The 13,338-nt window shown below is 65.9% G+C and carries 5 protein-coding genes; all 5 read left to right on the top strand.

Going from position 1 to position 13,338, the window contains the following annotated elements; genetic code table 11:
* Positions 1–370 precede the first annotated feature (370 nt).
* Positions 371–1,471 (top strand): DNA cytosine methyltransferase, encoded by a 1,101-nt coding sequence (locus tag EVU97_RS11745; RefSeq protein WP_129666006.1) that lies wholly within the window; start codon positions 371–373, stop codon positions 1,469–1,471.
* Positions 1,472–1,612: 141 nt separating this feature from the next.
* Positions 1,613–6,328 carry a sacsin N-terminal ATP-binding-like domain-containing protein gene (locus tag EVU97_RS11740; protein WP_205744897.1) on the top strand — a complete coding sequence of 1,572 codons (4,716 nt, stop codon included), beginning with the start codon at positions 1,613–1,615 and terminating at the stop codon, positions 6,326–6,328.
* A gap of 10 nt (positions 6,329–6,338) precedes the next feature.
* Positions 6,339–9,488 carry a helicase-related protein gene (locus tag EVU97_RS15450; protein WP_129666034.1) on the top strand — a complete coding sequence of 1,050 codons (3,150 nt, stop codon included), beginning with the start codon at positions 6,339–6,341 and terminating at the stop codon, positions 9,486–9,488.
* Between the two features lie 13 nt (positions 9,489–9,501).
* Positions 9,502–11,328, top strand: coding sequence for a DUF1998 domain-containing protein (drmB, locus tag EVU97_RS11730; protein ID WP_129666002.1), 1,827 nt, complete (start codon positions 9,502–9,504; stop codon positions 11,326–11,328).
* Between the two features lie 275 nt (positions 11,329–11,603).
* On the top strand, positions 11,604–13,295 hold the full coding sequence (locus tag EVU97_RS11725) for an ADP-ribosylglycohydrolase family protein (protein WP_129666000.1): 1,692 nt from the start codon (positions 11,604–11,606) through the stop codon (positions 13,293–13,295).
* Positions 13,296–13,338 lie beyond the last annotated feature (43 nt).

The raw sequence follows: 13,338 nt of genomic DNA, 5'->3' as shown, positions 1-13,338 counted from the left end.
TTTCGTGCTGCCTGGGGGCTTTCTTGCATCTCTACCGAACGTCGGTACGAGGGCATTCGTCCATCGAGCGCACCCTTGTCGATCTCCTCAAGCCACCTCGATCATCTTGCGACGCTGCGTCACGTACTCGCCTCTCACTACCTCTTCGGACTCTGCAAACACTATTCGCAGTTCTCGTCTCCCGGGAGCCGTCCCCCCACACCGACTCACCTAAACGGACACGTCGAGCACCCCGACGAGATGACGCCGATCTCCGACTCCGAGATTCGTGACGGCCGGCGCGCCGACTTGGGGCTTGTCAGTGTCGCCGGCTACCCTCGGTTCAAGCGCACGGTCACCGGTCGACCGGCACAGCAGACCAAGGTGTTCCATGCCCATCACGACGCTCGACCTCTTCGCCGGAGCCGGTGGCCTCACGGCAGGTTTCCACGCCGCCTCCGACGACTTCGTCACGACCCGGGCCATCGAGATGGACGCCGACGCCGTGGCGACGTTCAACGCGAATCACGGCAAGGACGTCGCGAAGGCCGTTCCGATCGAGACCTGGCTGGAGTCCGACGAACCGGAGCAACTCCGCGAACAAGGTCTCGACGTCATCGTGGGCGGTCCGCCCTGCCAGGGGTTCTCAGCACTGGGGAAGCGGGACGTCGACGACGCGCGCAACACGTTGTGGGAGCACTACGCCACGACGATCCGGCGGACAAATGCGAAGTACTTCGTCGTCGAAAACGTCGCGACGTTCCTCAACTCTCCTCAGTTTGAGGCTTTCCGCGCGGAGAGCGTCGGCGGCTCGCTCAAGGACTGGACGTTCGAGGCCAAGGTTCTCAATGCGGCCGACTTCGGTGCTCCCCAGGCCCGCAAGCGTGCGGTGCTGCTCGGGCACCGACGTGATGTCGCACCGTTCGGCTTCCCGGAGCCGACACACGACCGACTCGGACGGAACGGACTCGCGAGATGGGTGGATGTCCGCACCGCCTTCGCCGCCGATCGAGCCACTCGCCGGGCTGCCATTCCTGCACGTGCGCACACGACGTGGCCCGGTCCTGCACGAGGTGTCGGCGGGCCGTATCGCACGAGCGAACTCCACGCGGATCGCACCTACACGACACTGTCGAAAGAGCGCTTCGCGAACATCCCGGCTGGTGGCAACCGCTTCGACATCCCCGACCACCTCCTCAGCCCCTGCTGGAAGAAACACACCGCAGGCTCTGCGGATGTCATGGGTCGTCTCCACTGGGACCGTCCATCCGTGACCATTCGCACCGAGTTCTTCAAGCCGGAGAAGGGACGTTACCTGCACCCCGAGGAACACCGTGCCATCACACACTGGGAAGCGGCACGTCTCCAGGGTTTTCCGGACGATTACCACTGGCACGGCACACGGTCGTCGATCGCCCGTCAGATCGGGAACGCCGTCCCCCTGGTACTCGGCGCGGCGCTCGGCGGCCGGCTGCCGCCAGAGGGCATCTGAACTCTGCCCATTCGGGCCTCCGTTTCGCCACCGGGGTGGCCACTCACCGGTTAGGTTTCACCTCATGAGGAATGCCGACTTCACCGGTTCGAACAACCTTGCCCCATTCGGGTTCCTGTTCTCCCCCCGATGGAGCGCATGATGCCTGTGCACCAGGAGTGGACGCCCGATCCCGAGCTCGTCGCGGCCCTCAGACGTCACGAGTCGGAGATCCTGGCGTCCTACCGGGAGAAGCCCGACTACCTCGAGGAGCACGCGAACCTCGAGGAATCGATCCGGACCGGTGGGTACGCCAACCGCACGCTCCTGGAGCTGGTGCAGAACGCGGCCGACGCCATCACCGGCGGCGAGGACGACGACCTCAGTCGGGTGGAGATCCTTCTCGACGCCAAGCGCAGTGTCCTTTACTGCGCCAATTCCGGACGGCGGTTCTCGACTGCCGGGTTGCGCGCCCTCTCGATGGCCCACCTGAGCGGTAAGCGCGGTGACGAGATCGGGCGCTTCGGGCTTGGGTTCAAGTCCGTGCTCGCGGTCTCCCACCGACCGCAGGTCTTCAGTCGTTCCGTGTCGTTCGAGTTCAACACCCCTGCTGTGCAAGCCGAACTACGCGCCATTAAGGACGTCCCCCGCCTACCCGCACTGCGCACGCCGGTCCTAGCCGACGCACACCAGGTGGCTGCCGAAGATCGGCACCTGGCTGAACTGATGACCTGGGCCAGCACCGTCGTCCGGCTCCCCGAGGCACGCAACATCCCCAAGATCCGAAGCGAGATCGAGAATTTCGCTGCCGAGTTCCTCCTCTTCGTCCCGGACGTCAGAGAACTCCGCCTCCGGATCATCGGCGGTCAGCCCTACGAGGCGCGTTTCGCGTTGCAGCACACCGGTGATCATCGCTACGTGCTTGGCAAGCACGACGGTCAGGTCAGCGAATGGCTAGTGGACAGTCGAATGCATCGCCCCTCCTACGATGCGCGGGTCGATGTCGGTGAGGCTGTCGCCCGTTCCGAGATCAAGATCTCGGTGGCCATGCCGCTCCAGCACAGCAGTCTCAAGCGGGGACGGTTCTGGTCCTACTTCCCGCTGCAGGACGAGACCTCGGCAACGGCACTGTTCAACGCACCGTGGAGTGTCAACGACGACCGAACGACGCTACTGCGCAACCGCTACAACCAGGAGATCCTACACGCCGTCTCCGAGATCTTCGTGGACATGCTGCCGCACTTGTCGACACCCGACGACCCGGCGGCACACCTTCCGTATATGCCCGCCCGGGGCCGAGAGATCCAAAGCCTGGGCGACGAACACCTCGTCATGTACATCCCGCAGATCGGAGCCCAGCAGGAACTCATTCCCAACGCCCGAGGACAGCTGTGCGGCGCACTCGAGCTCCGGCCGCTCGACTTCACCGTCAAGCTCGAACGAGACGAGCAGCAGGGCTGGTGCAACTCGCCCAACACCGGCGACGACGTACCCCACTGGAGCTGCTACCAGAACGACACCCGCGTCAACCGCATGCGCGACCTCTACGTTCTCGGCCGCGACCCCGATGCAGGAACACGGGACACCCTCAAGGCGGCCGAGAGACTACCGCGCCGCGGCTTCCTCTCGTGGCTGCGCGAGTGGGCTGAAGGCACCGACCCTGTTTCCTCCGCAAATGCCCTGCGAATGGTTGCCCGTCGCCGATCCCACCCCCAGATCGAGACCGCGGCAGTCATCCCCACCAGCGGTGGAATGAGGAGTCTGCGGGACAAGAACCTTGTCTTCCTCCGCGCCGCCGAGGACCTAGTGATCGAGGACGGTGTATTCGTGAACCGCACCTTCCTCGCCCAAACAGGAGTCGAAGAGCTTCTCCGCAAGGAAGGATTCCGGGATCTCGACCCGGAGGCCGTTCTCAACGCACGCGCGGCTCACCTGCGAGCCGACCCGAGCAACGAGAACATGGCGAAATTGTGGGACGCCGTTCTGGACGTTCCTCATCGACGAGCTGGACGCATTCTGCGTGAGTCCACGGCACCCGTGAAGGTGCCGACCTTGAACGGCAAATGGGCGTGGCCGAGCCAGGTCATGAACCTTCGGACGGCACCGAGTGAAGGCGCTGGGGTTCTCCTCGACCCCCGCCGCTGTGTCCCTTCGGTCGCGCGGGAAATCGGCGTGGCGGAGAGTGCCGTCAGGAACTTCGCGTTCGATGACGAACTCTACTTCGGCCGGTACCGCGAGTGGGTGCTCAACGAATTGGCCGCCGTCGAGGGGCCGAATACGCGTCCGATCACGAATGTCGACTTCGACCGCGCCGAAGGTGCGGGACCGTTCTCCGCACTCGTCCTGCTCTATGACGAGTGGCGGGCCTCCGAGAGCACTGCGGCAAGACAGGAGCTCGAATCATGGACCTCCGACATGATGCGCCTCGATCTGTCTCCCCTGTCGTGCGAGAACCTGGATTCCGGTGACGGATACGAGATCGACTCACCTGCCGTCTGGGGCATCCGGGAGTTCGGTCTCGTACGGTCATCGCGTGGAGTGGTCCGATGTGCCGATACCGTCGGCCCACAGCTGGGGCCCTTCGGCGGGATGCTCCCGGTCTTCCAGGGCTCTCCCGACTCGGCTGCTGCACTCCGACTGCCCGCTGAGCTCGGCGACGTTCCCGAGACGCTGCTACGGGCCGCGCTTCTCAGCGACTTGTTCCCCTCGAACATCCGGGACGAGATCCTCGTCGAGTTCGTGCTCACGGCCTGTCGCGCAGCGTTTCCTGATGAGCCACCTGCCACGATCCCGGCACGGGTCTCGAAGGTGGTCGAGGCCACACCCCCGGAGAACGTCTTCCTCGCCGTCGACGACGAGCAGCAGGCGTACCTCCTCTCCCGTGGCCGTGCGTTCCTGAGGGTCGAGCCGTCCCAGGTGCGGGACCTCGTGGAGGCCACCGGGTGTCGGACCTTCGAGGACAACTTCGCCTTCACCGAGATCCTCGAGGGCCGGACACCGAGTCAACCCTTGTGTGATGTGTACACCGGCCTTCGCCAGACCGTCCATGCCCGCAGACTCGCAACCGCCACACTGTCGAAGGCGGCACGGATCGCCAAGCGCGTCACCATGAAGGAAGGCGGCGTCGAGGATCAGCCACTCGAGTGGTACCTGGACGGCACCGACCTGATCGTGCTCGACACCGCCGACGACAACCGCGTGCTGCAGCACACCGGTGAGGCTTTCTCCCTGGGCCTGGACAGGGCGCAGATCCAGGAGATCCTGAGCGTGGGGCTCAGCCACAAGCTCGAGAAGCTGCGAGCGGAGGCGGTCGGCGCAGCCGACGACGCCGAACGCCTCAGCCTCTACATCGGAGACGACGACCTCCGCGACGCGCTGCCCTCGGGGTTGTGGTCGGCACTTCGAGCTCAAGGCCTGGTTGACAGCTGCACGTCGGTCGCAGAGCTGTTCCTTGTCGTCTACGGCAGGGATTCCTTGAAGCAGTTGGCGGACCGTTTCCGCGAACAGGGGTTCCCAGACGTCCCGAAGAGTTGGGGAGGACTGCCGGCGGCAGTCGACTGGGTGAGAAGGATGGGCTTCGGCGCCGAGTACGCAGGTGAACGCACCAAGAGCCGCGAGTCCGAGTTCGTCGTTCCGGGTGCCGTCCACCTGCCCGGGCTCCACAGTTATCAGAAGCAGATCAGCGAGAAGCTGAGGACTGTACTGACCCAACCCTCGGAATCCGGCCCCGCGCAGAAGGGAATGGTCGAACTCCCGACCGGTGCTGGCAAGACGCGTGTCGCCACGGAGACCGTCCTGCGCCTCTTCGCGGATGAAGTCCTGCGCGGCCACATCTTGTGGATCGCCCAGTCGGAAGAGCTCTGCGAGCAGGCCGTCCAGACCTTCGACCGTGTGTGGCGGCACCTGGACGACGAGCGCCCGCTTACCATCGCCCGCCTGTGGGGGAGCAACGATGTCCACGAACCCGACACCGACGTCTCCGTCATCGTGGCCACGGACGCGAAGATCGAATCCGTCATGCGCAAACAGGACTACCAATGGCTACGGGCTCCGGCCGCCGTCTTCGTCGACGAGGCCCACCGGGCCGACTCACCGCGGTACACGGAGATCCTGCGATGGCTCGGTGTCGACGGCAAGAGCTGGGACCGGCCTCTCGTCGGCCTGTCCGCGACGCCTTTCAAGGGGAGGTCCGGTGACTCGGACGCCACGAGCAGGCTCGCCGCTCGGTTCGGCAGGAACCGCCTCGCACCCTTCGAGTCCGACGCCTACGAGCGGCTCGTCGAACTCGGAGTGCTCGCCCGGGTGAATCACACCGTCCTGCCTGGAATCGATGTCGAACTCAAACCGAACGAGGAAGCGGAGCTCCGCTCGAGCAACCTCATCAGCGCAAATGTGTACGAACGTCTCGGCAAGGACGAGGCCCGGATGAAGATCCTCGTCGAACACGTCCGACAGCTCCACACCGAGCACCCCGACTGGCCCGTGCTCGTCTTCACCCCGAGCGTTCTCTCGGCCCAGGTCCTCGCCGCCTCGCTGCGATACTCGGGCATCGAGGCCGATTCCGTGAGCGGGCAGACGAGCCGCGCCCAGCGTCGTGAGGCGATCCGACGATTCACGCATGGGGAACTCCAGGTCCTCGCCAACTGTGACCTCCTCATCCAGGGATTCGACGCGCCCGGTGTCAAGGCGCTGTACATCGCCCGCCCCACCTTCAGCCCGAGCGCCTACATCCAGATGGCAGGTCGCGGACTTCGGGGGCCGAAGAACGGCGGCAAGGAGGAGTGCCTCATCGTCGACATGGCCGACAACTGGGGTGCGCTCAACGATTCGCTCGGTTACACCGAATACACAGAACTGTGGAAGAAGCAGGAAGGGTGACCCCAGCCCGATGACACTGACCCCAGCCCAGAGGACGGCACTGTCCCACCTTCGTCGGGCATACCTCGGTCCTGAGGGCGGGCCCGAGGAGACCCTGAGCGCAGCGCCCGTCTTCCGCTATGCCGTCGGCATGCTGTTCCCCGAATCCGATGCCGTGGAGAGCCTCGAGCGACTCGAGCCGACGGCCGAGACCGAAACCCTTTCCGACGAAGCCGACCTCGAAGATCCGGAGGCGGTGGGGGCGGGCATACCGACACCAGACGACCAGCGCCCCTCATCCGTCGCGCTCTCCTTCGTCACCGACCGTCCGAGCGTGACATGCCACTTTGCCGGCGGCACGTACTCGAGCACCGAGGAGGACGGTCAGTCCACATGGCGCCGGCGGCCGTTCGCCATCGGCCCGATCGAGCTGGCGATGGGCGCAGCGCCGCGTCTGATCGATGTCAACGGGCTGAGAGTGGAGATCGGTGCGCGGTGGCGACCGCACGGTTCGAACCAGCTCGTGACGGTCCACGTCCGCTCACGCGAGACCAGTTCGGGAAACAAGCGGACGGACGCAGCACGCACGATCTTCCAGGTGGACCTCGGTCTGACCCCCTCGCCCGGTGGCGTCTTTCTGGAGTACGCCCCGTACTCCCGGTTCACGCCGGACGAGGAAGCCGCGGAGTTGCGTGTGCGCTACAGGGATCGGCAGATCTTCGCGGTCGGACACGGCACCGCCGCCGACTGGGACGTCGTCGACGGCGTCTGCGAACGTATCCGGGCCGAAGCGGTGCCTGCCCATGTGGTCCCTGCGGTGGAGACCACGGGCCTCGGGGACGGAGAACCCGCAGCCACGGCATTGGAGCTGGCCCACCTGGCAACGATCACCACGGACAAAGCACCTGTCATCCACTCACTCGCCGCCTTCGTCGAGTCGTTCGAGCGTTGGGTGGCAGATCAGGACGAAGTCGCGAACGGGCTGGGCTCCGATGCCGCGCTCGCTCGGCGGATCGTCGAACGGTCGCGAGAATGCGCCGCCCGCATGCGAGAGAGCATCAACCTCCTGGACGACGACGCCGAACAGAACACCCGGACCGCGTTCGCGCTGGGGATGAAGGCCATGAGGCTGCAGATGCTCCGCGGGAGGTCCACGGAGAACGAGGACATCGAGGAACCTCGATGGCGTCCGTTCCAACTCGGGTTCCTCCTCGTCTCGCTCGCGTCGACGACCCAGGAAACGCATGAGGACCGGGAACTGGTCGATCTCATCTGGTTCCCCACCGGTGGAGGGAAGACCGAGGCCTACCTCGGTCTGGCAGCGATCGAGATCTTCCGGAGACGACTCGAGCACGGCACGGAAGGCAGCGGTACCGCCGTCATCACGCGGTACACGTTGCGCCTGCTCACTGCACAACAGTTCCAGCGTGCGGCCTCACTCGTGTGTGCCATGGAGTTGCTGCGCAAGCCGGGAGAACACGAGGATCCCCGGGTTCGTCCTCTGGCGCCGTTCTCGATCGGCCTCTGGGTCGGGAACGATGTGACCCCTGGGACACGGAAGGAAGCCGTCAGCCGGCTGGACGAGCTCCGGAAGGCATCGGCACCACGGGAGAAGAACGTCTTCCAGATCGAGAAATGCCCGTGGTGTGATTCCCACATCCTGCCCGAGGAGCGACGGCAGGACCCATCCGAGTACGGCGTACGACAGATCGGTGCCAGCATCCAGATCCACTGCCCCGACCTGAGGTGCCCCTTCCACGCCGCACTGCCGGTGACGGTGATCGACGAGGAGATCTACGAACAGCACCCGACGATCCTGCTCGCCACGGTGGACAAGTTCGCGCGACTGCAGTTCAAGCCCGAGGCCGGTGCCGTGCTCGGACTTGGAGCGCCGTACCTGTCGCCGTCACTCATCATCCAGGACGAGCTGCACCTCCTCTCGGGGCCTTTGGGCACCACCGTGGCTGTTTTCGATGCAGTCATCCAGGTGCTCCTCTCGATGAAGGGGACGCTTCCCAAGATCGTCGCGTCGACGGCAACGATCCGCTCGTCCGCCGAACAGGTCCGCGGACTGTACGGCCGCAAGGTCGCCTTGTACCCCCCGTCGGGACTGGACGCGGACAGGACCTTCTTCTCCCGGCCCGTACCCAGCGGCGAAGGGCGTCTGTACATCGGTCTCATGCCCCAAGCCATGCCGCAGGTGTCGGCGCTCGTCTCAACTGTCGCGCCCGCCCTTGAGATCCCTCACGTGCTCGACCGAGAGCAGAGCGGGCAGAGTCTGGACGACTACTGGACGACCGTGCTTTACCACAACAGTCTCCGCGAGCTCGGACGGACCGGTTCCTTGCTGGTTGACGACATCAACACTCGCGTCGAGTCCCGCGCCGAACGCCTTTCACTCCCCGCTCGCGACGTGGCTTCCCACAACATTCTCGAACTCACGAGTCGTCGCGGCCCCGCAGAGCTTCAGCAGGCTCTCAACGCACTCGGCCGGCGCGCTCCGGACCCGAACGCCCTCGACGTCGTCCTCTCCTCGAACATGCTCTCGGTCGGAATCGACATCTCTCGACTGGCGCTGATGATCATGGTCGGCCAGCCGAAGACCACCGCGGAATACATCCAGGCCACGAGCCGTGTGGGGCGAGGCGAGGTGAACGGAATCGTGCTCACACTGTTCCGGCCACAGCGTGCGCGAGACCGCTCGCACTTCGAGACCTTCCGCGGGTATCACGACGCCCTTTACCGCAACGTGGAGCCGACGAGCGTGACTCCGTGGTCGCTGGCATCTCGTGAGCGGTCCCTGTCTGGTGCCCTCATCATGCTCTTACGCCTCACGATCAGTTCACTCCGCGAGAACAGCGCGGCCGTCAACATGCGCCTTGACGACGCGGTCTTCCAGACACAGGTCCGGACGGTCTGCGACCGGTTTCTCGATATCGCGAGTCGTGCTGATGCTGACGAAGCCGCGGACACCCGCGCAGCCGTGGAACGCCGTCTGCGTGAATGGGATGATCGTGCTTATCGCGCTCGTCGGGACGGGGAGGCTCTGGTCTACGACAGGACCCGGACGTGCACCAACGGACTGATGAAACGCTTCGGCCTCGATGGAGATGGGTGGCTCGTCGGAGACTCGATGCGCTCGGTTGAGCCCAACGTCGCCGTTCGAGTAGAGGAACCCTGACAGGAGTCCCACCGTGGAAAAGATCATGCACGACCTCCGACTCTCGGAAATCGTGGCCCCTTTCGGCGTCGGCGCCATCACCGACGTGAGCGGACAGTCTCTGGTCGCGCCCGACACATCCTACTGGGACAAGAGAGTTGCCCAGGAGGTCCATTGCGCTCGCTTGTCCGAGACGCTCGGACAAGCCCGTCTGTTCGAGGCGCCCACACATGCCGAACGAGCCGGGAAGACAACCAAGAGCCTCGAATACTGGAGGTTCCCGGCCTGGAGGTTCTGTGAGCGATGTGACCGAATGACCCGGTTCACCGGCAAGCACAAAGGTGCGTGGATCAACGAGTGCAATCATTGCGGCGGGGCGCTGATACCGATGCGGTACGTCGCTGTCTGCAAGGGCGGTAGTCACATCCAGGACATCTCCTGGCCGCTCTGGACGCATCGAGGGCGAGGATCCGATGACCCAGGATCGAGCCCGGAATGCTCCGACGCGACCTCACTGAGATTCGATCGCGACCGCAAGGCCGGTGAGGGCCTCAGCGCTCTCAGCGTGCGCTGCACAGCATGCAAACGCTCGCGTAGCTTGGCCGATCTCGTGGAGCCGGGTGCGCTGAAGCGAGACGGGATGGGCTGCTGGGGGAGGCAGCCCTGGCAGGAGAAGTCCACGACGACGTGTGACTTCGATCTGGTGGCCGTGCCACGGGCTGCGACAGGCAACTACATGGCCGAGCAGGTGTCCGCTCTCGACATCCCCGAGGAACTTCCTGCATCCCTTGCAACGAGGGACTCCATCCGGAGTCATCACGACTTCGGCCGGCTTACGAACCTGCCCGACCCGTCCAGGGTGGAGATGATCGCGAGCTGGATCGCTTCCGACCTCGGCACGACCTCCGAAGCGGTACTCGCGGTTGCCGCCGAAGAGGCGGACAGTTCCACCCCTGAAAGAGCGATCACCGTCGATCTCAAGGCCGGCGAGTGGGCCGCCTTCGAGAAGAAGATGAACCGGGGTGGGCGGGACTACGCGCAGGGTGACTTCGTCGTGGACAGCTGGCCCTCGGAGACTGCGTCGTCGTACGAGCCCCTCACCGCGGGTCACGTCTCCGGCATCGGACAGGTCCGACGGGTGCGCGAGGTCCGCGCGCTGCGAGGCTTCCGCCGGTACAGTCCGGACGCGGCCCTGATCGACGCCGACCTCGGAACGAACCACCAGAAGGACTACCCGGCCATCGAGCTGTTCGGTGAAGGGGTGTTCCTCCGCTTCGACGAGAGCCGCCTTGCAGCGTGGGAAGCTCGCGAAGACGTCCGTGCACGAGCCGAGGTGCTCTTCGCACGCTACCGTGCAACACCATGGGCCGGACGGCTGGAGGCACCCGAGCCGCGCTATGTGGCTCTTCACACGATCGCCCATCTGATGATCAGGCGCTTGGCGTACGACAGCGGTTACGCTGCGGCCTCAGTCCGCGAGAGGATCTACGCGAACGGTGACGGCACCGACCGCTCCGCAGGGATCCTGATGTACACAGCGGCCGGCGACGCGCAAGGCACACTCGGCGGCCTCGTCCGTCTCGGGGCGCCGGACAAACTCGTGCCGCTTTTCGTCGCCGCTCTCGGCGACGGAGATTATTGCTCGAACGACCCTGTCTGTCGCGAGCACGCGAGCGGAGTCGACAGCAATCTGAACCTCGCCGCGTGTCACGGCTGCGTTCTCATCAGCGAAACCTCGTGCGAATCGGCCAACCGCCTTCTCGACAGGCAACTCGTGCTGGGCGGCCCGAAGGTCCGTGGACTCCTCCAGAACGTCCTGGACGTCACCCACCTGGCATCCCGGGATCACGTGCAGGAATGAGGACCCGAAAGCAACGCCGTGGACCGGCCGGACAAGGCGGCCCGAGGATGCCGACATTAATGAGCCGGTCAGCGCCACGGGGCACGTATTAGTCGCGCACGGGCGCCTGCAGGACGTCACGTGCGACGCCATCGTCATCCCGACGGACACGTCGTTCACCGTCGAACCGCACTGGGACGACGTGATGGGGGTGCAGGGACACGCCAAGCTGGCCGGGTGGGTGGAGGAGCAGTTCGGACCGGCCCTCGCGCAGGTGAAGGGCGAGCGTCACAGCGATGACCCACCAAAAACTCACCAGCACCCAGCGCGACCGCGCGGCGGGAGTGCTCGTCGGCCAGGCGTGTGGCGACGCCCTCGGCGTCCCCTACGAGTTCGGCCCGCCCCTGCGCGAAACCAAGCCCGAGATGGTCGGCGGCGGCCTCGGCCCCTACGCGCCGGGCGAGTGGTCGGACGACACCCAGATGGCCATCTGCATCGCCCGCGTCACGGCCGACGGCCCGCTCGACGACCGCGGACTCGGCCGCGTCATGCGCGGCTTCCAGCACTGGCTCGACGACGGTGCGAGCGACGTCGGAAACCAGACGCGCGCCGTCCTGGCCGCGACGCGCGACATCTTCACCAACACCCCGCCCGACGAAGACGGCGGCAGCCTCGACCAGGAGTGGTTCTGGGCAGCCCTCGACGCCTCGGGCAGCTACGCGAAGCACCACGAGCGCTCGGCCGGCAACGGCGCGCTCATGCGCAACGGCATCGTCGGGCTCACCGCCCTGCACGACCGCGATGCCACCGCCGAGAACGCGCGCAACGTCGCTCGCCTCACGCACGCCGACCCGCTCGTCCTCGACTCCTGTGTCCTGCACGCCGAGGCGATCCGGCACGCGGTGATGACGGGCGAGTACGACCTCCTCACCGGGCTCGACCTGATTCCCGAGGAGCGCCGCCCGCAGTGGACCGACTGGATCGCGACGGCAACGCTCGCCGATCCGTCGACGATCGAGGCGAACGGCTCCACGTTCGGCGCGCTTCGTGCCGCGCACGCCGCCATCACGAGCATGCGCGTCATGAAGTACGCGGCCCACGAGGGCGGCAACCGCCTCCACGTCCGTCACGCACTCGAAGCGGCAGTCGGCGCGGGCCACGACACCGTAGCGGCGATCACCGGCGCACTCATGGGAGCCGTCTACGGCGTCTCCGCCATCCCCGGAACGTGGCGCCGCCGCATCCACGGGTGGCCCGACATGACGGTGCGCGACCTCGTCGAGCTCGCTCTGCGAACCGCCGGCGAAACGCAGCCGGTCGCCTGGCCACTGCGCGAGATCGAGCCCTCACCGGGCGGTCGAGCGCTCGACGTCCCGACATCCTTCGACGAGGGCCTGCACCTGGGCACCCAGACGGCCCTCGCGCACACGCAGGCTGACGCCGTCGACAGCCTCTCGCGAATCGGCTCCCAGGAGAACCGGGAGACGAGGCTGCGCCGGCTCGGCGGGGGCAACCACCCCGCGCGGCACGTCGAGTACTGGATCGTCGACTCCGACGATCCGAGCACGCACAACGACCTCGCGGCAGCGCTGAACGACGCCGCCGACACCGTCGCCGAGCTTCGGGTGGAGGGACACACCGTCTTCCTGCACTGCGTGCACGCCCACCACCGAACGCCCTCCGTCGCGCTGCTCTACGCCGTGGAGCACTGCGGCCTGACGGCGGACGACGCGGCCGAGCAGATCCGCGCCACCCTCGGCGTCGACCGCATCGACGGGCTGCTGTGGAACACGGCGATGCACATGGCGCAGCGCACCACCGCCAGCCGCAAGCCGTGGAAGCCGAAGGGTTGGTACGACAACGAGCTCGCCATTGCCGGCGACCTCGACTGCGACCTCTCCACGGTCATGCTGGCCCGCGGTAGCGGCCACATCACCGCCGAGGAGTACGCCGCTTACTACGACCGAACCCACTCGCCGAAGGAGTGACGCAGACACGACACAGCGCATCCGCCCCGTCCCGAAGGACGAG

The organism is Dermacoccus sp. 147Ba (assembly GCF_004151355.1).
Taxonomy (GTDB): Bacteria; Actinomycetota; Actinomycetes; order Actinomycetales; family Dermatophilaceae; genus Dermacoccus; species Dermacoccus abyssi.
Note: the sequence above shows the minus strand (reverse complement) of the source record. Positions and strands in the feature narration are given on the sequence as shown.